This is a genomic window from Agromyces aerolatus, assembly GCF_031432255.1.
In the GTDB taxonomy this organism is placed as follows: domain Bacteria; phylum Actinomycetota; class Actinomycetes; order Actinomycetales; family Microbacteriaceae; genus Agromyces.
The window spans coordinates 259,353-281,570 of record NZ_JAVKGQ010000003.1; the positions used below are offsets into that span (position 1 = coordinate 259,353).

The window sequence follows — 22,218 nt, forward strand, 5'->3', positions numbered from 1 at the left end:
CACTCGGGGGCGATGACGGGAGCCCACCTCGGAAGTGGGTGACGCCTTGGCTGAACACGGCACCCGGCTCGGTCCAGACCAGTCTCACGGTTCACCGCGAAGTGACTGACGTCCATGTGGAGTATCGCCGCATCGCGGGATGACCCTCGGCGCCCGCACGGGGCGAGTGATTCGTTCGGGGATCCCTCAGCGGCGCACGCGAAAGCGCAGGTGAAGCACACGGTTGCCCTGTCGGGGTCTTCCAGCAGGTGCTGCGAGTCGACGGAGCCGAAGTAGCACTTCGGAGTCCATCACATTTCGTGCGCCCTGGGTGGTCTCGGTTGAGAGAAATCCGGGCTCCGCGCCGCGTTCAGGCCCGGCGGGCGCTGAGACGGTACTGCATCTGGACGCGGTGGCCGGGGGCGACGCCGTAGCGGCGGTCGAGGTCCATGATCTCTGGGAGCTCGGTGACCTCGACGTGGACGAAGCCGGCGGTGGCGATCAGGTCGGCGGCGCGGCCGATGTCGTCCCCCTCGGCGAGCGGCAGCGCCGCGACCGCCGAGTCGTCGTATGCGTGCCGGAAGTCCCGGTCGCGGTCGGTCGCGTCCAGACCGTCGTGGGCGGCGCTCACACCATCGGGGTACCAGAGGGAATCGATCGCGACGAGGCATCCGCCTGGCCGAAGCAGCGCGTGCCAGTTGGCGAGCGCGATGCTCGGCTCGCGCAGGGTCCACAGCACGTAGCGCGCGGTGATGGCGTCGAAGGATCCGGGTGGGAACGGCGGGGCCACGGCATCCGCGCGCAGGAACTCCGGGCCGTCCGCGAGACCAACGGATTTCCGCCGCGCCTCGGCCAACATGCCCTCGGCGAGGTCCACACCGGTGACCCGGTGTCCGGCGGCCGCGAGCAGCAGCGCGACGTTCCCGCTCCCCGTGCCGACGTCGAGGACCTGGGCCGGCGCCGGCGGCAACGCCGCCGCCCAGACCTCGGTCCACACTTCGGCCGCGCCCGGCCGGGACTGGCGCTCGGTCTGGCTCAGGTCATAGGCCGACGCGTGCGCGCTCCAGTACTCGTTCATGCGGTGCTGATCAACGCCGTTCGGCATGCGACTCCTCATGTACGGGGAACAGATCCGGCGGCAACGCGCGCTCGTGCTCATGGTCGGGCGCGTGCGCGTGGGTCGGCGCGCGGAACAGCAGCTGCAGCCGCCCGTCGCCGGCCCGCACGGGCTCGATGTGGATGCCGTAGACCGGTTCGAGCACGCGCGGATCGAGCACGTCCTCGGTCGCGCCCGCCGCCGCGACCCGTCCGCGGTGCAGGAGTAGCAGTCGGTCGCAGTACCGGGCCGCGAGATTGAGGTCGTGCAGGACGACGATCGTGCAGACGCCGAGGGATCGCACGAGATCCAGCATCTCGTGCTGGAAGTGGATGTCGAGGTGGTTCGTCGGCTCGTCCAGGAGCAGATGCGTGGCGTCCTGTGCGAGGGCGCGGGCGATCAGCACCCGTTGCTTCTCCCCGCCCGAGAGGCCGCCGAACTCACGGCCGGCGAGATGGTCGGCGCCGACGCGGCGCAGCGCCTCGGCGGCGACGTGCACGTCGCCCGCGGACTGCCGGCGAATCGTCCCGAGGTGCGGAGTTCTGCCGAGCATGACGATCTCGGAGACCGTGAGGGGGAGCTCGTGGTGCGCCTCCTGCACGACCACGGCGACGGCTCGTGCGACGTCGCGCGGCCGGAGCCCGCGGATGCTCCGGCCATCGATCTGCACGGACCCGGCGTCCGGTGCGAGCGCCCGGTAGAGCGTCCGCAGCAGCGTGGTCTTGCCGCTGCCGTTGGGGCCGATCAGCCCGACGACCTCGCCGTCGCGCGCCCTGAGCGCCACGTCGCGCAGCACCTCGGCGTCGCCGAAGGCGAGCTGCACTCCCTCGGCGGTGATCATGATCCGGTGCCGAACCGTTCGACGATCCGCTCGAGCCCGGTCACGGCGAGCGGCGACGGCGGCTCGGTGAAGTTGAACAGCTGGATCAAGACCTGCTCACCCTGCAGCGCGCGCAGCGCGCCGCTGCCGGGCAGGTCGTCCACGGCGCCCCGCACGCCCGCCTCGTCACCCTGGTACAGCAGGATCAGCACGTCCGGGTCGCGGTCGATGAGCTCTTCGATGCTCACCTCGAACACCCGGTCGGCGGCGTCGGCGAACACGTTCTCGAAGCCCGCGGCCTCGAGTTGCGGCTGTGCCATCGAGGCGCGCCCGTACGCGTAGAGCGGGCCGCCCCCGACCGACGGATACAGCACGGCCGCGGTGCGCCCCGAGGCATCCGCCGTCGTGGTCTCGACCGCGGTGACACGCGCGCGGAGCTCGGCCGCGAGGGACTCGGCCTGCGCGGTCCGGTCGAAGATCCGGCCGTAGGTGCTCACCTGGTCGTAGAGGGTCTCGAACGAGGCGTCGCCGACGCCCGATGGGCAGTACACCGGCTGGATGAGCGTGTTCGTCCCGGCGTCGCGCAGGCTCTCGCGCGTGACGCCCTCCGGCAGGCCGAGCGCCACGTCGGCCTGCTGCGCGACGACGATCTCGGCCGACATGGTGAGGTGACCGGCGGCGTCGATGTCCTCGGAGAGCGCCGGGATCGCGTCGATCCGCGAGCTGAGCTCGTCGTCGTAGTAGTCGGGGTCGAACGTCCCGGCGCGGGCGACGACGCGGTCGAGGACGCCGAGTCCGTCGAGGATCGTCACGGGCGCGGTCTCGAGGAGCGCGACCCGTTCGGGCGCGGCGTCGAACACGACCTCCTCGCCGCAGTTGTCGACCGTCAGCGGGTAGGTCGTGCCGGTACCGGCGTCGGTTCCGGTACCGGCGTCGGTTCCGGATGCCTCCGGCACGGCCGCCTCGGTCGGCGCGCACGCGGCCAGGGCGATGAGCACCAAAGCGCCGGTGGCGATGGCGGGAAGTCGAAGGTTCACGAGGGCTCTTCTTTCGCGCTCAGCGGGCGTACATGCGGCGGACCAGGAACAACAGGAACGGGGCGCCGACGATCGCCGTGAGCACGCCGATCGGCAGCTCGCGCGGCTGCATGAGCGTGCGGGCGAGCGCGTCGGCCCAGATCAGGAAGATCGCGCCGAGCAACGCCGTGACCGGGAGCATCCGTCGATGCACCGAGCCGACCAGCCGGCGAGCGAGATGCGGGATGACCAGGCCCACGAAGCCGATCGCGCCCGCGGCGGCGACCGCGACGCCCGTGCACAGCGAGACGATCGCGAGCAGCGCGATACGCGTGCGGTCCGGCGAGACGCCGAGCGTCAGCGCCGTCTCGTCCCCGGCGGCGATCGCGTCGAGCGATCTCCCGCTCAGCATGAGCGCGATCAAGGTTGCGGCCACGACCAGCACCGCGATCGCGAGCACCGGGTCCCAGCGCGCGAGGCCGAGCGAGCCGAGCAGCCAGAACATGACCGACCGCGAGCCCTCGGCCGAGTCGGACGCGAAGATCAGGAAGCTCGTCGCGGCCGAGAGTGCGTACCCGACCGCGACCCCCGCGAGCAGGAGCCTGATCGACGTGATCGCGCCCGCGGCGCGCGCGATCACGAAGACCAGCATGGATGCCGCGAACGCACCGAGGAACGCGCTCGCCGGAAGCGCGTACTCGCCGATGCCGGCGCCCACGCCGAAGAGGATCGCGCCTGCGGCCCCGGTCGACGCGCCGCCCGAGATGCCGAGGACGTACGGGTCGGCGAGGACGTTGCGGACCATCGCCTGCAGTGCCGCGCCGCACAGGGCCAGCCCGGCGCCGACCGCGACGCCGAGCAGGATGCGCGGGATGCGGACGTTCCAGATGATGGCGTCGTCCGAGGCGGACCAGGTCGGTGTCGCCGGAATCCCGGCGAGGTGATGCGTGACGATCTGCACGATGGTCTCGGGGGCCACCGGGACCGGGCCGATGCCGGCGGTGACCACCGCGGAGGCCAGCAGGACGACCGCCAGACCGAGGGTCCACCAGCCCGCGCGTCGTCGTGCGGCGTGCTCGGCGTCGACGAACGCGACCTTCGGCCGTGCCGCCTGGTGTTCCGCCGTCGTCACCCAGTCTCCCGCCATCCCCGACCGTTGCGACAATATCGCATCTGCGGATCCGGTTCGATAGGTTCCGTCGCGTCAGCGCGTTGGGGCTGGCACGATGAAAGCATGCCCCTCGACTCCGGCGCTCAGGAGCACGCGCGTCTCCACGCCTCGGCCGGCGAAGCGACCGTGGACGCCGCGATCAGGGCGCTCCGCGAACGCGGCGAGCGGGTGACCGGCCCTCGCCGCGCGGTCCTGACCGTCCTGGCCGAGCACGCCGATCACCTCACGGCCGAGGAGGTCGCCGCCCTGCTGGAGCCGCGTGGCGTGCATCGGGCGACCGTGTATCGGACGCTCGATCTGCTCGCCGGCTCGGGCGTGGTCGCGCACCGTCATGCCGCCGGCGGCGCGACCCGCTACCACCTCGCCGCCATGGCCACCGGCCAGGAGCATCTGCACGGCCACTGCCTCAGGTGCGACGGGGTGATCGTGCTGCCCGTCGACGCGTTCGATCAGGCCGTCGCGGCGCTCCACGCCACGACGGGGTTCCGCCTCGATGCCGAGCAGAGCACGTTCTCGGGAGTGTGCGGCGACTGCGCGGCCGGCTGACCGCGATCAGGGTCAGGTCGTCCGCGTTCCGGCCGCCTCCGACTCGAGGTTCCAGAACGCGTCCTCGGCGCCCATCAGGTGCGGTCGCCCCGGCCGAGCGCGTGTGCACGTTGTTCTATCAGTGTTCGGATGTCGGCTCCGGTGACTACAAGTACATCAGATGATGCCGTCTTGCCTCAGAGGGCCACGCTCGCCGTGGGTAGGATGAGGCTTGGCCGATGAGGAGGTTTCGTGCCCACGCCGCTCGAGACTCTGGTCACGCGACTTGTCGCCCTCGCCACCGTCGAGGAGGGCACGACCGCGCGCCGGCTGCCGCCCGAGCGCGAGCTGGGCGAGGCGCTCGGCATGAGCCGCGGCATGCTCCGTGAGCAGCTCGCGGTGCTCGAACGCCTCGGATTCCTGCACCGGACGCAGGGCCGGGGCACGTACATCGACACGCCCGGCGACGACTTCGTGCGCAGCTACTTCGCGATCGCGCGCGAGCTCGGCTATCTGACGGACGATCAGTTCGCCGAGTCACGGATGCTCCTCGAGGAGGCCCTGGCCGAGGCGGCCGCGACCCGGGCGACTCCCGACGACGTCGCCCACCTCCGCGTGCTCGTCGACCGCATGGTCGATGCCACCCGGGCGGGCGACCACGAGGCGGCGTTCGAAGCCGACGTGGCCTTCCACCGGCACCTGCAGGCCATGGTCGACAACCCGGTGCTGCATCTCATGCACGAGGGGCTCAGCCATGTCCTTCGCGAGACCATCCGGGTGCGCCGGCTCGAGGCGGTAGCCGTCGAGCAGCCCGATGACAACGGGGTGTTGCGCACCGACAGCGTGCACTATCCCGTGGTTGAGGCCATCGAGGCGCGCGATCCGGAGGCGGCGCGCGCGGCGATGCGTCAGCACTTCGAGAACTGGATCCGGGTGACTGTCGCCGGTCGATGACCGGCGACGGAGACGCGGTCCGGTGAGCGCCGGCCGGCGGCAACTTCGGGCGGCTTCCGCCGAGGCATCCGCACATTGGTCTAACCAATCTTGACACCGCCGCCGGACGCGCCTAACCTGATGGCCGGATTGGTTCAACCAATCAGGAAGCCTGTCAACGATTCGTGGAAACCAATGGAGGTCGATCCCACATGACCGAGCGTCTTCCCGCCCTCACGTTCGTCGGCATCGGCGCGATCGGGCTGCCCATGGCCGAGCGGCTCGCCGCCGCGGGGTATGACGTCACCGGAGTCGACCCGTTCCCGGCGGCTCGCGAGCGGGCTGCCGCCGCGGGGATCCAGGCCGTCGAAGCGATCGGGGGCGCACCGGCCGCCGAGCTCGTCGTCGTCATGGTGGCCACCCCCGCGCACCTCGACGAGCTCGTCGACCAGGCGCTCGCGGCCGATGCCGCTGCCGGGCGCACCTGGGTCGTCATGAGCACGGTCGGCCCCGACGCGGTCACCGCCGCCGCCGAGCGGCTCACCGCGGCCGGCGCCCGCGTCGTCGACGCACCCGTCACCGGCGGCGTCGCCCGCGCCCGTACCGGCTCGCTCACCATCTTCGCGTCCGGCGACGCCGCCGACCTCGCGACGGTGACCCCCGCGCTCGCGCACCTCGGCACCGCTCGCCTCGTCGGCGACCAGCTCGGCCAGGGACAGAGCATCAAGGTCGTCAACCAGCATCTCTGCGCCGTGCACATCGTCGCCGCAGCCGAGGCGCTCTCGCTCGCCGAAGACCTCGGGCTCGAGCCCGCGCAGGTGCTCCCGTTGCTCGAATCCGGCGCCGCCGGCTCATGGATGTTGTCCGACCGGGGCCCGCGCATGCTCGAGGGCACCGACGTCGAGGTCACCAGCCAGATCAACATCTTCGTCAAGGACTCGGGACTCGTGTTCGACGCGGCGCGAGCCGTCGGCGCCGAGACCCCCATCCTCGACCTCGCGCGCGACCGCTACCTCGCCGCGCAGGCGGCCGGCCTCGGCACGCGCGACGACTCGCGTGTCATCGAGACCTACCGCCGCCCGTCTCCCGAAGCAGGCCGGGCCACCGAGGCCTGAGCCGGCGCACCGTACCTCGAAACACCCCTGTTCAAGGAGGAACACCACATGTCAGCAGGCACCACCCGCGCCGCGAAGCCGCAGCGCGACAACCCGGCCAAGGTGTCCATCGCCTCGATGATCGGCACCGCCGTCGAGGCGTACGACTTCTTCATCTACGGCACCGCCGCCGCGGCGTACTTCGGCACCGTCTTCTTCCACGCCGACGACCCGATCGTCGGGGTGCTGCAGTCGTTCGCGGTGCTCGCGGTCGGCTTCTTCTTCCGCCCGCTGGGCGGCTACCTGGCGGGCCACTACGGCGACCGCATCGGCCGGAAGACGATCCTCATCGCCTCGCTCATCGTCATGGGCGCCGCGACGTTCCTCGTCGGCCTGCTGCCCACCTATGACATGGTCGGCGTGTTCGCGCCGATCCTGCTCCTCCTGTTGCGGGCGATCCAGGGCGTCGGCTTCGGCGCCGAGTGGGGCGGCGCGGTGCTCATGGCCGTCGAGCACGCGCCCGAGCGACGGCGCGGGTTCTTCGGCTCGGTCCCGCAGATCGGCATCCCGGCCGGGCTCCTGCTCGCCAACGGGACGTTCCTGTTGTCGACCGCGCTGTTCGAGGGCGACTGGGTGTGGCGCGTGCCGTTCCTGCTCTCGATCGTCATGGTCGCCATCGGCATGTACATCCGCCTCGGCGTCACGGAGTCGCCTGAGTTCGAGAAGATGAAGGCCGCCGGCGAGATCCACAAGGCGCCGGCGCTCGAGGTGATGAAGCGGGACTGGCGCCTGATCCTCCGCGTCATCGGCCTTCGCCTCGCCGAGACCGGCGGCTACTACGTGACGACGAGCTTCGTCCTCTCCTACGTCGGCCTCGCCGCGATCAGCGAGACCCAGTACGTGCTCTGGGGCACGCTCATCGGCTCGGCGCTCGGACTCGTCTCGCACCTCCTCTACGGTGCGCTGAGCGACCGGATCGGCCGGAAGCGCGTCTTCCTGATCGGCTCGATCTTCACCATCGCGTTCGGCATCCCGATGTTCCTGCTCATCAACACCGGTGCGGTGATCATGGTCATCGTCGCCGTGGCGGTCAGCCTGCTGTTCAGCCACGACCCGATCTTCGCGGTCGAGTCCAGCTGGTTCAGCGAGCTGTTCTCGCGCGACGTGCGCTCGTCGGGCATCTCGCTCGGCTACAACGGCGCCTCCATCGTCGCCGGTGCGCTGCCCTTCCTCGCGACCGCGCTGTACGCCTGGGTCGGCTGGATGGGCCCGGCGCTGCTGTTCGTCGCGCTGGGGGTGATCTCGACGGCCACCGCCGCGATCACCCGCGAGACCGCGCCCGTCAAGGTCGGCTTCACCACCGACGCCGCGAGCGACGCGGCCCACTCGACCCCGGCGCCGGAGCGCGCCGCCGCCCGCTAGGAGGACCACGTCCGTGACCGACACATTCGTGACCACCACGATCCCGACGGCCTCCGGCCGCACCGCCCCGACCACGTTCGCCGCCCGCGTGGCCCGCATCCGCGAGGGCGCACAGCGAGTGCGCCTCAACGCCCTGCACATGGGCGAGGTCCAGGGTCAGGGTTACGTCGGGCAGGCGCTCGGCGCGGCCGACGTGCTGGCCGCGGTCTACCTCGATCAGCTCAGGTACCGGGCGGATGACCCGCACTGGGAGGACCGCGATCGATTCCTGCTGTCGACCGGACACTACGCGATCGCCCTGTATGCTGCGCTCGCCGAGGCAGGCATCATCACGCTCGAGGAGCTCGACACGTACGGCTCAGACGACTCGCGGCTGCCCATGTCGGGCATGGCGAGCTACACGCCGGGCATGGAGATCTCGGGCGGTTCGCTCGGCCACGGTCTGACGGTCGCGGTCGGCATGGCGCTCGGGCTACGGCACCAGGGGAGCGACTCGCGCGTGATCAACTTCCTGTCCGACGGCGAGCTCAATGAGGGCTCGACCTGGGAGGCGGCCATGAGCGCGGCCTCCCACCGGCTCGGCAATCTCACCGCGATCGTCGACATGAACGCGCTGCAGGCCGACGGGCCCACCGCGAACGTGCTGTCGATCGAGCCGGCCGAGGAACGGTGGGCCGCGTTCGGCTGGCGAACGCAGCGCGTCGACGGCAACGACCCGGCGGCTGTGCTGGCGGCGTTCGACGCGATCGACGACCGCGAGTCCGTGGGCGCGCCGCAGGTCATCCTGTTCGACGTAAAGGTCGGCCGCGGGGTCCCGCTCCTGGAGGACCGCGAGAAGAACCACTTCATGCGCATCGACGAACACGAGTGGGCGACCTGCCGCGAGCAGCTCATCGCCGGCTACGAGGGAGCCGCCGCCGAAGAGGCATCCGCCACCGGCGAGCGAGCCGCCACCGAAGAGGCATCCGTCATCGTCGAGGCATCCGTCGCCGGCGAGGCGACCGAGGGAGCAGTCAAGTGAGCACGACCACCGTCAGCACGCCCGCGAAGCCGAGGCTGAAGACCTCGGCGATGATCGCCTCGTTCGCCGACCCCGGCCAGAAGACGGCGCCCGCGCCGTTCGGTCATGCGCTCGCGGCGCTCGCCGAGACCGACCAGCGGATCGTCGGTCTGAGCGCCGATCTCGCGAAGTACACCGACATGCACATCTTCCGGGAGGCGCACCCCGACCGCTTCTTCCAGATGGGCATGGCCGAGCAGCTGCTGTTCGGCGCGGCGGCGGGCATGGCCGAGGTCGGTCTCGTGCCGTTCGCCTCGACGTACTCGGTGTTCGCGGCGCGTCGCGCCTACGACTTCATCTGCCTCGACATCGCCGAGCCGAACCTGAATGTGAACATCGTCGGCGGTCTGCCCGGGCTCACGACCGGGTACGGGCCGAGCCACCAGGCGACCGAGGACGTGGCGATCTTCCGTGGCATGCCGAACCTCACGATCGTCGATCCGTGCGACTCGGTCGACCTCGCCGCGGCGGTGCCGCAGCTGGCCGCATCCGACGGCCCGACCTATCTGCGCCTGCTGCGCGGCAACGTGCCGACCGTGCTCGACGAGTACGACTACGAGTTCGAGCTCGGCAAGGCGAAGGTCGTGCGCCCCGGCGCCGACGTCGTGTTCGTCTCGAGCGGGCTCATGACGATGCGCGCGCTGCAGGCCGCGGAGCGCCTCGCGGCGCACAGGGTGGATGTCTCGGTCGTGCACGCTCCGACCCTGAAGCCGTTCGACGAGGAGACGGTCGTGCGCGAGCTCGACACGCCCCGCCTCGCGGTGACGCTCGAGAACCACACGGTCGTCGGCGGACTGTTCGAGACGGTCGCCTCAGCGCTCGTGCGTCGTGGCGTCGCAGCCAAGGTGACGCCGGTCGCGCTTCCCGACGCGTTCCTCGACGCGGGTGCGCTGCCGACCCTGCACGAGCGCTACGGCCTCGCGACGGAGGTCATCGTGCAGAAGGTGCTGGCCGAGCTCGGCTGATCCTGCTCAGCGCGTCCAGATCTGCAGGCACCGGGCCATGATGCGGAACGGCAGCGACTGGGCCTGGGTCTGATCGACCGTGCCGGCGAGGTGCACGCCGAGCTCTGGGCAGGTGAACAGCCAGGTCCCGGTCGAGCCGGAATGGCCGACGAGGGTCACGGGACCGACCTTCGGCAGCATGAGCCGGTTGACGGTGAAGAACATGGTGCCGAGGCCGTACCCGAGGACCGGGGCGTTGCGCAGCCGGTTGCGGCGCTCGGTCAGCAGGTGCCGGGTCTCGGGATCGTGGAACGGTTCGCCGGCCGTGAGGGCGCGTTCGAACGCGATCAGGTCGGCGGTGGTGCTGAACAGGTCGTGGCTGGCCGCCATCGTCGCGGGCAGGCTCACAGGTCGCCGCCCGACGTAGAGCGGCCAGGGCGCGGGCGCGCTCTGGTCGGCCGGGCGGGTCGACGGATGCCACGTGCGGGTCAATCCCAGCGGCTCCGTGATGCGCGTGCCGAGCAGGTCGGCGAACGGGGTCGACGTGACGTGCTCGAGGATCCGGATGAGCAGCTGGAAGCCGGTGTCGGAGTACTGCGCCTTCTGCCGTCGCGCGGCGAGGTCCTGCGGGTCGAAGTGCGGGTGCTGCTGTGCGCGGGTGATCTCGAGGACGTCGTCGAAGCCCCAGGCCTGGTCGTCGCCGGCGCGCAGCCGGCGGTAGAGGCTCGGTCCGCCACGGCGTCGCTCGAAGAAGTCCGGCAGCCCCGAGGTGTGGCTCGCGAGGTGGCGAACGGTGATCTCGGGGGTGCGGTCCACCCTGCCGCGGACGTGCAGCCCGGTGGTGATGGATGCGGGCAGGTAGGCGGTGATGGGGGCATCGAGGTCGAGCTCGCCGCGCTCGTGCGCCTGCAGCACGAGCGTGATGATGAACCGTTTCGTGATCGACGCGGTGAAGAACGGGGAGTTCGGGCCGAGCTCCCGTGGGCCCGTGCCATCCGAGTCGGTGGCCGCGGGGCCCGCCGCAGGCCCGGCCCCGCCGAACCAGCGTCGCTGCCCATCGAGGCTCGTCACCGCGAGATTGACGTGATGCTGACGGGACGGCGCGCTCACGCGCTGCACGAGCCGGCGCAGGCGGGCATCGACCTCGGCGGGCGTCCGGTTGCCGGGGCCGGCGGTGACGAGTGCTGGCGAGCTCATGAGGTCTCCCTTCGTGTCGGGCGGCATACGATATGCCTCGTAGATATGTCTAGTGGATATATCTACGAGGGTCAATGGGATAGGCTCGCGTGATGGCGCACGTGATCCTCGGCCTGCTCCTCATCACGCCGCAGAGCCTGTACGGCCTGATCAAGAACTTCGAGGCGGGCGTCGCGCTGTTCTACAGCGCCAGCGCCGGCAGCATCAAGCGCGCCATCGACGGCCTGCTGGGGCGCGGACTCATCGAGGTCGCGAGCGTCGAGCCGGGCGGACGCGGCAAGAAGATCTACCGCGTGACCGACGCCGGCCGGCGGGAGTTCCACGACTGGATGACCGGCGAGCTCACCGGGACCGACCTCGAAGCCGCCGCGCTTCCGCGCCTCTTCTTCCTCGGCCTGCTCGACGAGCCTGAGCGCGTCGCCGTGCTCGAGCGCATCCGGCAGCGTGCGGCCGATGACGTCGCCAAGCTCACCGCGCTCGGGTCGCAGCTCGATGCGATCGACGTTCCCGCCGAGTTCCGCGCCGTGTTCGCCTACCAGCGCGCCACCCTCGACTACGGGATCGCCTCAGGCGAGCACGCCCTCGCCTGGTTCGGCGAGCTCGGCGCCCGAGCCGAGGACCGACCGGCGCATGGGCTGCCCGGCCGGTGACCCCATGGCGGCGCCGCGCCGGCTCACGAACGGCATCAAGGTCGGGTGACGTGCCGGCGGATCAGCACCACGAGCTTGCGTGGATCAACGGGACCGCGACGAAGGCGACCGGCTTCGGCGACGCGGACGAGATCGTGCAAGCGACGTGCAGCGTCGAGTCGTGCGCCGATCAGCGTCGAGTCGCCCAGCCGCCACCCGCCGATCGCATCCGCACCGTGGTGATCGACGATGTGCAGGAGATTGCTGAGGTCGATGACGTCCTTCTGTGCCGCGCGGTCGGCCCAGCTGTAGGCCTTGAGGATGACCGCGATCTCGACGCTCGGCACCATGAGCTGAAAGTCGAGCTCGTCGCTGTTGCGAAGCAGAGCGTGCACCTGCAGGCGGAGACTCCTGTGCAGAGCCAGCGCGAGTCCCGGTACCGCATCGTAGGCCCGACCGCCTTCGATCTGCGGCCTGAACGTTCCGTCGCGGGATGGGATCAGGACGTCGATCGTTGGCTGGGGCGTCGGCGAGTCGGTCTTCACGTAGCGGTTGCCGGAGTTGGCGACGTAGCCCGCTGCCGTAAGCTCGCGGTGCAAGACGCCTGAGGCGGCGAGCTCGACGGGGATGCCGGCATCGGTGTCGCCGGTGTGCCGCTCCACCAGACCGCGCGAGGGGAATGCAGCGGCGAGCAGGGCGACCATGTGGCCACCGACGACCGCCGTGCCATCGTGGTGCGCGAGCGTCGCTGAAATGTCGCGGAGCGACTCGATCGCCGCGTCATCTCCGGTACCCGCCGAGACGAGGGTCGCGCTGAGCATCAGCTGGTCACCGTCCTCATGACGGCATCGGCGGCCTCGGCTTCGTCACCGGTCGTGCCGGTCCTGCGGATGTCTCGGGCGACGATCACCGGATCGGCGATGCCGGGTCGGTCGAACGCGGCGGCGGTCCTGGAGATGCTGCGGTCAGCCGGGATGGTCAGCTCGAGCGTGTAGTCGTTCGGTGTCGCGAGCGCGAAGCCCAGTCGATCGGGAGCGACCTCGCCCTCCGTGTACAGCACCACGTGCTCGGGGACTCGCCACGCGCTGATGCGACGCGCGGCGAGGTCGCCGGACAGGAGCACATTCGCCGTTCCTGCGATGATCTCGTACTGCCGTTCGAGGGCAGCATCGTGCCACCAGTGTGTGGTGATTCCTCCCGCGCCCGGATAGTCGTCCATCGCCACGAGGAACAGCGCTTCCGGATCAGTCGTCTCCCAGCCGTCTCGCGTGCGGATCGCGAGATCTCCGAGTTGCTCGAGTGCGTACGAGACGGCCGGCTGCGTGATACCGAGCTGCTCCGCGAGCGCGCGCTGAGTGAATCGCCGACCGGAGAGCAGTATGCGCGCGACGGCGAATCGCCCGTATGGTCGAGGCCCTTTCGTCGAAGGGCGGGCACGTTCGGGTGCGCTCGCGCTTCCGAGATCGCGCCCACCGACCCACGTCGCCTCGGGTGACACGACGGCGAGTTGTGGATGGGTTCGCGCTGCGGCCTCGAGCGCCGGGGACACGCGGTCCACGACGTAGAGCACGAGCTGGTCGGCAGGGAGTGCGGTGAGGTCCGCTCTGAGTGCAGCGGGTGCTGGGCCGCGCTTCGCGTTGCGCACGGTCATGAGTCGGCCCTCACTCGTGCGGAGAAGAGATGGGCCGATCGGGCGTACGTCGACCCCGGCCGCGATGAGCTGCGTAAGTGCTTCACCAACTTCCATCATCCCTCCTCGATATAAGAGTAGCGCGAAATTGCGTTTTTCACTTATATCGCTGGGAGTTCACGTCTCGATGTGTGGCCGCGGCGCGCGCGCCGGCGAGTTCGCGGGGTGCCGCGCCCTGGGGACCCCGCGGGCCTGACCGCCTGCGCCTCGCCTTGCCTCATGGAGCCGTGCAATGTATACATAAGGAGGTGTTTGTCGGCAGAAACTGCGACATCCTGCGGTTTCTGTATACCGACGGCGAACCCGTCCGAGACATCCGGAAAGGACCACCGTGCTCACACACGCCCTCCGCACCTACCGAAGCGATGAGGAATTGGCTCGCGAGGACCAACTCGCCTGGAAGATCGCGCAGGTCGCCGCCGACCCGGTCCCCGTCGATGAAGACGTGACCGAGATGATCGTGAACCGCGTGATCGACAACGCCGCCGTCGCGGCGGCCTCGCTCTCCCGCGCCCCCGTCACGTCCGCGCGAGGCCAGGCGTGCGCGCATCCCGCGACGCCCGGCGCCACGGTGTTCGGCATCACCGACCGGACCTCGCCCGAGTGGGCGGCGTGGGCCAACGGCGTTGCCGTGCGCGAGCTCGACTTCCACGACACCTTCCTCGCGGCCGAGTACTCGCACCCGGGCGACAACATCCCCCCGATCCTCGCCGTCGCCCAGCACACGGGAGCCGACGGCGCGGCGCTCGTGCGCGGCATCGCCACCGGCTACGAGATCCAGATCGACCTCGCCAAGGCGATCAGCCTGCACCGGCACAAGATCGACCACGTCGCCCACCTCGGCCCATCCGCGGCCGCGGGCATCGGGACACTGCTGGGGCTCGCCCCCGAGGTGATCTACCAGGCCATCGGCCAGGCGCTGCACACGACGACCGCCACGCGCCAGTCGCGCAAGGGCGAGATCTCCACGTGGAAGGCGCACGCGCCCGCCTTCGCCGGCAAGCTCGCGGTCGAGGCGGTCGACCGGGCCATCCGCGGCCAGACCTCGCCGTCGCCGATCTGGGAAGGTGAGGACGGCGTCATCGCCTGGCTGCTCGACGGCGTCGACGGGCGATACGAGGTGCCGCTGCCCGCTCCCGGCGAGTCGAAGCGCGCGATCCTCGACAGCTACACCAAGGAGCACTCGGCCGAGTACCAGGCGCAGGCCTGGATCGACCTGGCCCGCAAGCTGCACCGGGAGCGTCCGGAGATCGCCGACCCCGAGCGGGTCGCGTCGATCGTGCTCGAGACCAGCCACCACACGCACTACGTGATCGGCTCGGGTGCGGGCGACCCGCAGAAGTACGACCCGACCGCGTCGCGCGAGACGCTCGATCACTCGATCCCGTACATCTTCACCGTCGCGCTGCAGGACGGCGGCTTCGACCACGTCGGCTCCTACCTCCCGGAGCGCGCGGCGCGACCCGACACCGTGGCGCTCTGGCAGAAGGTCACGACCGTCGAGGACGCGGAGTGGACCCGCCGGTACCACTCGCTGGACCCCAAGGAGCAGGCGTTCGGCGGTGCGATCGTGGTGACGTTCACCGACGGTTCGACCTTCCGCGACGAGATCGCGGTCGCCGATGCGCACCCGCTCGGTGCTCGCCCGTTCGCCCGCGCCGACTACGTGCGCAAGTTCCGCACGCTGGCCGACGGCGTCCTCGAGGCCGCCGAGATCGAGCGTTTCCTCGGCCTCGCCGAGCGACTCCCCGAGCTGACGGCGGCCGAGGTCGGCGAGCTCAACATCGTCGCCGGGTCGCTCCCGGTGGCCCCGAAGGGACTCTTCTGATGCTGCAATCGACGATTCCGCCGCACGAGAAGCGCGCGGCCTTCCGCGCGGCGCTCGCGAGCGGGCGGACGCTGCGGATGCCCGGCGCGTTCAACCCGCTGTCGGCCCAGCTGATCGAGGACAAGGGCTTCGAGGGCGTCTACATCTCGGGCGCCGTGCTGTCGGCCGACCTCGGCCTGCCCGACATCGGGCTCACGACGCTCACCGAGGTGGCGGCGCGAGCCGGTCAGATCGCGCGGGTGACCGACCTGCCCGCGCTCGTCGACGCCGACACGGGCTTCGGCGAGCCCATGAACGTGGCCCGCACGGTGCAGACCCTAGAGGACGCCGGCGTGGCCGGTCTGCACATCGAAGACCAGGTCAACCCGAAGCGCTGCGGTCACCTCGACGGCAAGGAGGTCGTCGACGAGACGACCGCGCTCAAGCGGATCCGTGCCGCCGTCGAGGGTCGCCGCGACCCGAACTTCCTCATCATGGCGCGCACCGACATCCGGGGCGTCGAGGGGCTCCAGGCTGCGACGGACCGCGCCAAGGCCCTCGTCGACGCCGGCGCCGACGCGATCTTCCCCGAGGCCATGTCGAGCCTCGAGGAGTTCGCCGCGGTGCGGGCGGCGGTCGACGTGCCGATCCTCGCCAACATGACGGAGTTCGGCAAGAGCGAGCTCTTCACCGTCGAGCAGCTCGCGGGCGTCGGGATCAATCTCGTGATCTTCCCGGTCTCGCTGCTGCGCCTCGCCATGGGTGCTGCCGAACGCGGCCTCGACCGGCTCGCGGCCGAGGGCTCGCTCGCGTCGTCCGTGCCCGAGATGCAGACCCGCGCGCGGCTCTACGAGCTGCTCGACTACTCCGGCTACTCGTCCTTCGACGACGGCATCTTCACCTTCGACCTACGAAACAACAGGAGCGAGGCATGACCGACCAGATCGAGATCAAGAAAGGGCTCGCCGGTGTCACAGTCGACACCACCGCGGTCTCCAAGGTGAACCCCGAGACGAACTCCCTGCTCTACCGCGGTTACCCGGTGCAGGAGCTCGCCGCGGAGAAGAGCTTCGAGGAGGTCGCGTACCTGCTCTGGTACGGCGAGCTGCCGAACGAGCGCGAGCTCGCGCAATTCACGACGACCGAGCGTTCGCGCCGGGCCCTCGACGACAACGTCAAGCAGGTCATCGACGGGCTGTCGCGCGACACACACCCCATGGACGTCGTGCGCACCGCCGTGAGCGTCATCGGCGCCGACGACCCCCAGGCCTGGGACAGCGAGCCCGACCAGATCCTCGACAAGGCGCTCACGCTGTTCGCCAAGCTGCCGGCGATCGTCGCCTACGACCAGCGCCGGCGACAGGGCCTGCCCGTCGTCCCCGCGCGCGACGACCTGGGCTACGCCGCGAACTTCCTCTACATGACGTTCGGCACCGAGCCCGACGAGGTCGTCCGCAAGGCCTTCGACGTCTCCGCGACGCTGTACGCCGAGCACTCGTTCAACGCGTCGACCTTCACGGCTCGCGTCGTCACCTCGACGCTCTCGGACTACTACTCGGCGATCACGGCCGCCATCGGTGCGCTCAAGGGCCCGCTCCACGGCGGCGCCAACGAGGCCGTGCTGCACGTCTTCGACGAGATCGGCAGCGCCGACCGGGCGGAGGCGTGGCTCGAGACCGCGCTGGCCGAGAAGCGGAAGATCATGGGCTTCGGCCACCGCGTGTACAAGCACGGCGACTCGCGCGTGCCCACGATGAAGGCGTCGCTCGACACGCTCATCGAGCACTACGACCGGCCCGACGTGCTCGCGCTGTACGACGCGCTCAACGATGCGATGCAGGCGCGGAAGGCCATCCAGCCGAACCTGGATTACCCCTCGGGGCCCGCGTACCACCTGATCGGGTTCGACACCGAGCAGTTCACGCCGATCTTCGTCGCCTCACGCGTGACGGGGTGGACCGCGCACATCCTCGAGCAGCGCGCCTCGAATGCGCTCATCCGGCCGCTGAGCGCATACGTCGGCCCCGACGAGCGCCACGTCTGACGCGTCACCCGCCGACGAGATCCCTCTGACGCGACGCCGGCCGGGCCCCCTCCCCGGCCGGCGTCGTTCACGTCCGGCGTCGTTCACGTCCGGCGCAGTGCCGAGCCGCCCTCGTTCCTGATCCGCGCGCTCAGGGTGTGCGCGTGCCCGAGCAGGATCCGGCCGAGCGCGGCGAGCCGCGCGGGCGCGAACCGGAAGTCGACGCCCGTGATGCTGAGCGCGAACTCGGGCGCTCCGGTCCTGCCGAACACCGCGGCTCCGAGCCCGTAACTGCCCTCGACGATGAGACCCGGGTTCAGCGCGAAGCCGCGCGCCCTGGTCTCCGCGAGTCGTGCGCGGAGCGGCGCCTCCGCGTGGGCCTCGCCCCAGGCGTCGCCCAGTTCCGGATGCCTCGTGAGGTAGCCGTCCACATCGTGATCGGGGAGGAATGCGAGGATGACGAGCCCCGCGGACGCGATGCCGAGCGGGAAGCGCACGCCCTCGGCCAGCACGAACGAGCGGATCGGGAAGCTCCCCTCCTCGCGCAGCAGGCAGACCGTCTCGTCGCCGCGCCGCACCGAGAGGAACGCGCTCTCCTCGGTCGCGACGGCGAGCGAGCGGACGATGTCGCGTGCGAGCTCCGTGATGTCGAACCGCGTGGCGGCCACCGCACCCATCAGGTAGAGCTCGGGGCCGGGCATCCACCGCCCCGAAAGCTCGTCGTGGTCGACGAGGCCTTCACGGCGGAGCGCGGCGAGCAGGCGGTGCGCCGTGGGCCGCGTCAGCCCGGTGCGCTGGGCGAGCTCGGCCGCCGTGGCGCCCGTCGCGCCCGCAGCCGTCACCTGACGGAGCAGCGCGGCCGCCCTCGCCACCGCCTGTGCGCCGGGCACCACCGTCGAGCTGTCCACGATATGGACTCTATGACCGGCTTCTTCCACATGGCAAGATCGTGCGTGCGAGGCATCCGCCCGGGACGCGAGCATAGGTCTCGCCGGCCCGACCAGGCCGCGCGAGGTGCGACGAGGAGGTTGATCGCCGATGATCGACAAGGCGTTCGCGACGGCCGCCGAGGCCGTCGCCGATATCGGCGACGGGGCGTCGCTAGCGGTCGGCGGGTTCGGCCTCTCGGGCAACCCGATGACGCTGATCGAGGCGCTGCTGCAGCAGGGCACCCGCGAGCTGTCGATCGTGTCGAACAACTGCGGCGTCGACGACTGGGGGCTCGGCGTGCTGCTCGCCGCCGGACGCATCCGGAAGATGACATCGTCGTACGTCGGTGAGAACAAGGAGTTCGAGCGGCAGTACCTGTCCGGCGAGCTCGAGCTGGAGCTCACGCCCCAGGGCACGCTCGCCGAGAAGCTCCGGGCCGGCGGCTCGGGGATCGCCGCGTTCTTCACCCAGACCGGCGTCGGCACGCAGGTCGCCGAGGGCGGGCTGCCCCGCCGGTATGGGCCCGACGGGTCGGTCGCCGTCGCCTCGGACCCCAAACCCGTGCAGACGTTCACGGTGCGCGGCGAGGCGCGGGAGTTCGTGCTCGAAGAGGCGATCACGACCGACTTCGCCCTCGTGCACGCGCTGGCCGGCGACCGCCACGGCAACCTCGTCTTCAATAAGGCCGCTCGCAACTTCAATCCGCTCGCGGCGATGGCCGGCCGCGTGTGCATCGCCCAGGTCGAGCGGCTGCTCGAGCCGGGCGAGATCGATCCGGACCGGGTGCACCTGCCGGGCGTCTTCGTCCACCGTGTCGTCGAGGTCGGCCCCGACATCGAGAAACGGATCGAACGCCGAACCGTGTCCGCCGAGGCATCCGCACCCGCCCCCGCACCCGAGGGAGTCTGAGATGGCGCTCGACCGCAACCAGATGGCCGCGCGCGCCGCGCGCGAGCTCGCCGACGGCTCGTACGTGAACCTCGGCATCGGGCTGCCGACGCTCGTGCCGAACTTCGTCTCGCCCGGCGTGACGGTCTCGCTGCAGTCCGAGAACGGGATCCTCGGCGTCGGGCCGTACCCCGCCGAGGATGCCGTCGACCCCGACCTCATCAATGCCGGCAAGGAGACCGTCACGACGCTGCCCGGTGCGTCGTTCTTCGACTCGGCGATGAGCTTCGGCATGATCCGCGGCGGCAAGATCGATGTCGCCATCCTCGGCGCCATGCAGGTGTCGGCGACCGGCGACCTCGCGAACTGGATGATCCCGGGAAAGATGGTGAAGGGACCCGGCGGGGCCATGGACCTCGTGCACGGTGCAGGCCAGGTCGTCGTGCTCATGGAGCACGTCGCGCGAGACGGCTCGGCCAAGATCGTCGACGAGTGCACGCTGCCGCTCACCGGCCGCGGCGTGGTCGACCGGATCATCACCGACCTCGCCGTCATCGACGTCACCGAGTCGGGCCTCGTCCTCGTCGAGGTGGCCCCGGGGGTCACCGTCGACGAGGTCGTCGCGGCGACCGAGCCGCCGCTCGCGATCGCCGACGACCTGCGGGTCGCGGCGGGCTGACGGGTGGTGCTCGCACGCGTGAGCGCAGACCGTCACCGGAGCGCCGAAGGCCGGTTCCACCTGGTATGCCGGCCGTGGACGCGTGCGTAGTACGCCATCCCGAGCAACGAGACCGCGCTGAGGGCGGCATACATCCCCGGATACCCGACCAGGGCGACGAGCACGCCATCCACGAGCGGACCCAGTCCCACGCCGAGATCGAGCGCGAGGAAGAACGTCGAGGTCGCGAGCGCGACCCGGCCCTGGCCCGCGAGGGTCACCGTGATCGACTGCATGGTCGGCATGAGCACGCCGAAGCCGAAGCCGACCAGCACCGCCGAGACCGGGACGACCCAGCCCTCGACGCCGAGGACGAGGATGCCGATCCCGGCCGCGAGACATCCCAGGAGCGGGTACACGACCGCGTTGTCACCGAGCCGATCCTGGATGCGGCCGACGAACAGCCGGCCGACGAGCACGACCGCGGCGTAGACGGCGAAGTACGTGCCGCCCACGACCGCTCCGGTGACGTTCACGGAGTAGGGGTTGATGAAGCTCAGCACGCCTGAGAACGCGACACCCGCCACGAACATCAGCGCGGCGGCCGGAAGCGCCGCGCGTTCGACGAAGGTCCAGATGCTCCAGTTGCGCAGGGCGACCCGATCCGCGTCCGTGATCCCGCGTTCAGGCACCCGCAAGAACAGGGCACCGACGAGCGCCACCGCAGCGCTGCACGCCGACGCGACGAAGAGCGACGGGAATCCGGCGATTCCGATCAGCGCCGTACCGAGCGCCGGTCCGACCGCGGACCCGAGGGTCGTCGAGATGCCGTAATACCCGGCGCCTTCGCCCCGCCTCGTGGCGGGGATGAGCGCGAACGCGCCCGTCGTCACGGCGGTGCTCGCAGCCCCGAACACGACGCCGTTGAGGCCTTGCAGGACCATGAGCACCCATAGGTGTTCGACGACCGACTGCGCGAGCGCCAGCGCGATGCACGCGCCGAGGCAGACGAGCAACGTGCGCCGGCGCCCGGCGACGTCGAGGAACTTTCCTCCGACGAGGCGGGCGATCACCGAGCCGACGACGAATGCCCCGGACACGACGCCGGCGACGAACTCGTCGGCGAGGAACCCCTCGAGCGCGTAGAGCGCCATCGTGGTGATCATCAGGTAGAAGATCACCACGATGCAGAAGTTCACCCCGATCGCGAGGAGGTACCGTCGGCTCCACAGCGGCTCGGGCCGCGCCGACGCGGCGAGCGGATCGGTCACCTCGCGACCGCCACCCCGGAGGAGGGCATATCAGGACCGGCGCAGGGATGCCGACCCGGTCGTGTCGCGGCCGCGACTTCCGGGCGTCGTCTGAATGGGGTCGCCGTACCAGGTCATCCCCTCGGGCATGTCGTCCTTCTTCCACTCGACCGCCTGCCAGTCGGGGTCGAAGATCTGGTAGCCGCCCGAGTACAGCTCGACCCGGTGGTCGGATCCGGGATCGTGAACGTACAGGTACATGGCCTGACCGATGCCGTGCTTACCCGGTCCGACCCCGTACGCGACGTCGTGGTCGCGGAGGATGTCGGCGGCGGTGAGCACGTCGGAGAAGTTCTCGAGGTTGAACGCGACGTGGTGCATCTGCGCCGTCTTCTCCATCATGTTGGCCACGATGGCGATGTCGTGCATCTGCGAGGTCACCGACATCCACGAGGCCAGCAGGGTGGTCGTGTCGGGGATGTTCGCGTACTCGCGTCGCTTGAACCCGAGCGCGCGCGAGAGCCACGCTTCGGCCTGGTTGATGTTGCCCGGACTGGTCTGCACGTTGAAGTGGTCGATGCGCCGCACCCCGAGGCCCCGGCGTTTCGATGAGTTGGTGGGCAGCTTCGACCGGAGGGACGGGTCCGCCGTGTCGGTGGACTCCATGTCGTGGTAGAGCTCGATCGGGTGGCCACCCCAGGGCATGAGGAACCGCACGGCGGTGCCGCGTCCGAGCTCGGTTCCAGCGGGAACCTCGAGGACCTCGATCTCCTGCTCGAGCAGCTCGTCGTGAAAACGCTCGACGTCTTCCGCTCGGTGCACGCGGAAGCTGAACGAGTTGACGAGGGCCTCGGCCTGCTCGGTGAGCACGAGCGAGTGGTGATGCAGCTCTTGGTAGCCGCGCAGGTAGGCGATGCCCGGTTGCTCCGCGACGAGCTCCATCCCGAGGATGTCCCGGAAGAAGCCGAGCGAGGCGTTCAGGTCCTTCGTGCCGAGATTGATGGCTCCGGTCTTGGCGATGCGCGGGCCCGGATCGTAGCGATCTGCGTGAATCGACATCTTCGTCTGTCTCCTTGGTGACGTGGC

At 70.3% G+C, this 22,218-nt stretch carries 22 protein-coding genes; 12 read left to right on the plus strand and 10 right to left on the minus strand.

Annotation, left to right across the window (positions count from 1 at the left end; all coding sequences use genetic code 11):
* Positions 1-349 precede the first annotated feature (349 nt).
* From RH864_RS06130 to RH864_RS06145, 4 genes are read right to left on the minus strand one after another with little or no spacing between them, the layout of a single operon-like run.
* Positions 350-1,084 (minus strand): class I SAM-dependent methyltransferase, encoded by a 735-nt coding sequence (locus tag RH864_RS06130; RefSeq protein WP_310516636.1) that lies wholly within the window; start codon positions 1,082-1,084, stop codon positions 350-352.
* On the minus strand, positions 1,068-1,916 hold the full coding sequence (locus RH864_RS06135) for an ABC transporter ATP-binding protein (protein WP_310516637.1): 849 nt from the start codon (positions 1,914-1,916) through the stop codon (positions 1,068-1,070). The genes RH864_RS06130 and RH864_RS06135 overlap by 17 nt, the downstream gene beginning before the upstream one ends.
* Positions 1,913-2,932 (minus strand): ABC transporter substrate-binding protein, encoded by a 1,020-nt coding sequence (locus RH864_RS06140; RefSeq protein WP_310516638.1) that lies wholly within the window; start codon positions 2,930-2,932, stop codon positions 1,913-1,915. The genes RH864_RS06135 and RH864_RS06140 overlap by 4 nt, the downstream gene beginning before the upstream one ends.
* A 19-nt stretch (positions 2,933-2,951) precedes the next feature.
* The gene (locus RH864_RS06145) at positions 2,952-4,058 is read right to left on the minus strand and encodes a FecCD family ABC transporter permease (RefSeq protein ID WP_310516639.1); all 1,107 of its coding nucleotides are present in this window, start codon (positions 4,056-4,058) and stop codon (positions 2,952-2,954) included.
* An 87-nt stretch (positions 4,059-4,145) separates the two neighbouring features.
* Between RH864_RS06145 and RH864_RS06150 the strand changes: the two genes are divergently transcribed.
* From RH864_RS06150 to RH864_RS06175, 6 genes are all read left to right on the plus strand, one after another.
* Positions 4,146-4,628, plus strand: coding sequence for a Fur family transcriptional regulator (locus tag RH864_RS06150; RefSeq protein ID WP_310516640.1), 483 nt, complete (start codon positions 4,146-4,148; stop codon positions 4,626-4,628).
* 231 nt (positions 4,629-4,859) lie between these two features.
* Complete coding sequence (locus RH864_RS06155; protein WP_310516641.1) at positions 4,860-5,561, plus strand: FadR/GntR family transcriptional regulator; 702 nt, start codon at positions 4,860-4,862, stop codon at positions 5,559-5,561.
* 191 nt (positions 5,562-5,752) lie between these two features.
* On the plus strand, positions 5,753-6,655 hold the full coding sequence (locus tag RH864_RS06160; RefSeq protein WP_310516642.1) for an NAD(P)-dependent oxidoreductase: 903 nt from the start codon (positions 5,753-5,755) through the stop codon (positions 6,653-6,655).
* Positions 6,656-6,703: 48 nt separating this feature from the next.
* Positions 6,704-8,056: an MFS transporter gene (locus RH864_RS06165; protein WP_310516643.1), complete on the plus strand. Its 1,353-nt coding sequence runs from the start codon at positions 6,704-6,706 to the stop codon at positions 8,054-8,056.
* 88 nt (positions 8,057-8,144) lie between these two features.
* On the plus strand, positions 8,145-9,077 hold the full coding sequence (locus tag RH864_RS06170) for a transketolase (RefSeq protein ID WP_310516713.1): 933 nt from the start codon (positions 8,145-8,147) through the stop codon (positions 9,075-9,077).
* A 50-nt stretch (positions 9,078-9,127) separates the two neighbouring features.
* Positions 9,128-10,081 carry a transketolase family protein gene (locus RH864_RS06175; protein ID WP_310516714.1) on the plus strand — a complete coding sequence of 318 codons (954 nt, stop codon included), beginning with the start codon at positions 9,128-9,130 and terminating at the stop codon, positions 10,079-10,081.
* Between the two features lie 6 nt (positions 10,082-10,087).
* Here the strand turns inward: RH864_RS06175 and RH864_RS06180 are convergent, their stop codons facing one another.
* Positions 10,088-11,257, minus strand: coding sequence for a serine hydrolase domain-containing protein (locus RH864_RS06180; RefSeq protein ID WP_310516644.1), 1,170 nt, complete (start codon positions 11,255-11,257; stop codon positions 10,088-10,090).
* Between the two features lie 92 nt (positions 11,258-11,349).
* On the opposite strand from RH864_RS06180, the gene RH864_RS06185 reads away from it, so the two are divergent.
* Positions 11,350-11,907, plus strand: coding sequence for a PadR family transcriptional regulator (locus tag RH864_RS06185; RefSeq protein ID WP_310516645.1), 558 nt, complete (start codon positions 11,350-11,352; stop codon positions 11,905-11,907).
* Between the two features lie 35 nt (positions 11,908-11,942).
* Here RH864_RS06185 and RH864_RS06190 read toward each other — a convergent pair whose 3' ends face one another.
* Together RH864_RS06190 and RH864_RS06195 are read right to left on the minus strand one after the other, a co-directional pair.
* Positions 11,943-12,590 carry a hypothetical protein gene (locus RH864_RS06190; protein WP_310516646.1) on the minus strand — a complete coding sequence of 216 codons (648 nt, stop codon included), beginning with the start codon at positions 12,588-12,590 and terminating at the stop codon, positions 11,943-11,945.
* 116 nt (positions 12,591-12,706) lie between these two features.
* Positions 12,707-13,537: a hypothetical protein gene (locus RH864_RS06195; protein ID WP_310516647.1), complete on the minus strand. Its 831-nt coding sequence runs from the start codon at positions 13,535-13,537 to the stop codon at positions 12,707-12,709.
* Positions 13,538-13,907: 370 nt separating this feature from the next.
* Between RH864_RS06195 and RH864_RS06200 the strand changes: the two genes are divergently transcribed.
* Genes RH864_RS06200 through RH864_RS06210 form a run of 3 tightly spaced genes read left to right on the plus strand, consistent with a single transcriptional unit; the run spans position 13,908 to position 17,427 of the window.
* Positions 13,908-15,404 carry an MmgE/PrpD family protein gene (locus RH864_RS06200; RefSeq protein ID WP_310516648.1) on the plus strand — a complete coding sequence of 499 codons (1,497 nt, stop codon included), beginning with the start codon at positions 13,908-13,910 and terminating at the stop codon, positions 15,402-15,404.
* Entirely contained in the window at positions 15,404-16,318 is a 915-nt protein-coding gene (prpB, locus tag RH864_RS06205) for a methylisocitrate lyase (RefSeq protein WP_310516649.1), read from the plus strand. Before RH864_RS06200 ends, prpB begins: the two co-directional genes overlap by 1 nt.
* Positions 16,315-17,427, plus strand: coding sequence for a bifunctional 2-methylcitrate synthase/citrate synthase (locus RH864_RS06210; protein ID WP_310516650.1), 1,113 nt, complete (start codon positions 16,315-16,317; stop codon positions 17,425-17,427). The genes prpB and RH864_RS06210 overlap by 4 nt, the downstream gene beginning before the upstream one ends.
* Positions 17,428-17,510: 83 nt before the next feature.
* Here the strand turns inward: RH864_RS06210 and RH864_RS06215 are convergent, their stop codons facing one another.
* Positions 17,511-18,314 carry an IclR family transcriptional regulator gene (locus tag RH864_RS06215; protein ID WP_310516651.1) on the minus strand — a complete coding sequence of 268 codons (804 nt, stop codon included), beginning with the start codon at positions 18,312-18,314 and terminating at the stop codon, positions 17,511-17,513.
* 130 nt (positions 18,315-18,444) lie between these two features.
* Between RH864_RS06215 and RH864_RS06220 the strand changes: the two genes are divergently transcribed.
* Positions 18,445-19,245 carry a CoA transferase subunit A gene (locus RH864_RS06220; RefSeq protein ID WP_310516652.1) on the plus strand — a complete coding sequence of 267 codons (801 nt, stop codon included), beginning with the start codon at positions 18,445-18,447 and terminating at the stop codon, positions 19,243-19,245.
* A 1-nt stretch (position 19,246) separates the two neighbouring features.
* Complete coding sequence (locus RH864_RS06225; RefSeq protein WP_310516653.1) at positions 19,247-19,903, plus strand: CoA transferase subunit B; 657 nt, start codon at positions 19,247-19,249, stop codon at positions 19,901-19,903.
* 32 nt (positions 19,904-19,935) lie between these two features.
* Here the strand turns inward: RH864_RS06225 and RH864_RS06230 are convergent, their stop codons facing one another.
* The gene (locus RH864_RS06230; RefSeq protein WP_310516654.1) at positions 19,936-21,153 is read right to left on the minus strand and encodes an MFS transporter; all 1,218 of its coding nucleotides are present in this window, start codon (positions 21,151-21,153) and stop codon (positions 19,936-19,938) included.
* A gap of 30 nt (positions 21,154-21,183) precedes the next feature.
* On the minus strand, positions 21,184-22,191 hold the full coding sequence (locus tag RH864_RS06235) for a VOC family protein (protein ID WP_310516655.1): 1,008 nt from the start codon (positions 22,189-22,191) through the stop codon (positions 21,184-21,186).
* Positions 22,192-22,218 lie beyond the last annotated feature (27 nt).

Coding starts and splice junctions, on each gene's coding strand:
- RH864_RS06130 (WP_310516636.1), bottom strand. CDS start 1,084: ATGCCGAACGGCGTTGATCAGCACCGCATGAACGAGTACTGGAGCGCG.
- RH864_RS06135 (WP_310516637.1), bottom strand. CDS start 1,916: ATGATCACCGCCGAGGGAGTGCAGCTCGCCTTCGGCGACGCCGAGGTG.
- RH864_RS06145 (WP_310516639.1), bottom strand. CDS start 4,058: ATGGCGGGAGACTGGGTGACGACGGCGGAACACCAGGCGGCACGGCCG.
- RH864_RS06150 (WP_310516640.1), top strand. CDS start 4,146: ATGCCCCTCGACTCCGGCGCTCAGGAGCACGCGCGTCTCCACGCCTCG.
- RH864_RS06160 (WP_310516642.1), top strand. CDS start 5,753: ATGACCGAGCGTCTTCCCGCCCTCACGTTCGTCGGCATCGGCGCGATC.
- RH864_RS06165 (WP_310516643.1), top strand. CDS start 6,704: ATGTCAGCAGGCACCACCCGCGCCGCGAAGCCGCAGCGCGACAACCCG.
- RH864_RS06175 (WP_310516714.1), top strand. CDS start 9,128: ATGATCGCCTCGTTCGCCGACCCCGGCCAGAAGACGGCGCCCGCGCCG.
- RH864_RS06180 (WP_310516644.1), bottom strand. CDS start 11,257: ATGAGCTCGCCAGCACTCGTCACCGCCGGCCCCGGCAACCGGACGCCC.
- RH864_RS06185 (WP_310516645.1), top strand. CDS start 11,350: ATGGCGCACGTGATCCTCGGCCTGCTCCTCATCACGCCGCAGAGCCTG.
- RH864_RS06190 (WP_310516646.1), bottom strand. CDS start 12,590: ATGGTCGCCCTGCTCGCCGCTGCATTCCCCTCGCGCGGTCTGGTGGAG.
- RH864_RS06195 (WP_310516647.1), bottom strand. CDS start 13,537: ATGACCGTGCGCAACGCGAAGCGCGGCCCAGCACCCGCTGCACTCAGA.
- prpB (WP_310516649.1), top strand. CDS start 15,404: ATGCTGCAATCGACGATTCCGCCGCACGAGAAGCGCGCGGCCTTCCGC.
- RH864_RS06210 (WP_310516650.1), top strand. CDS start 16,315: ATGACCGACCAGATCGAGATCAAGAAAGGGCTCGCCGGTGTCACAGTC.
- RH864_RS06220 (WP_310516652.1), top strand. CDS start 18,445: ATGATCGACAAGGCGTTCGCGACGGCCGCCGAGGCCGTCGCCGATATC.
- RH864_RS06225 (WP_310516653.1), top strand. CDS start 19,247: ATGGCGCTCGACCGCAACCAGATGGCCGCGCGCGCCGCGCGCGAGCTC.
- RH864_RS06235 (WP_310516655.1), bottom strand. CDS start 22,191: ATGTCGATTCACGCAGATCGCTACGATCCGGGCCCGCGCATCGCCAAG.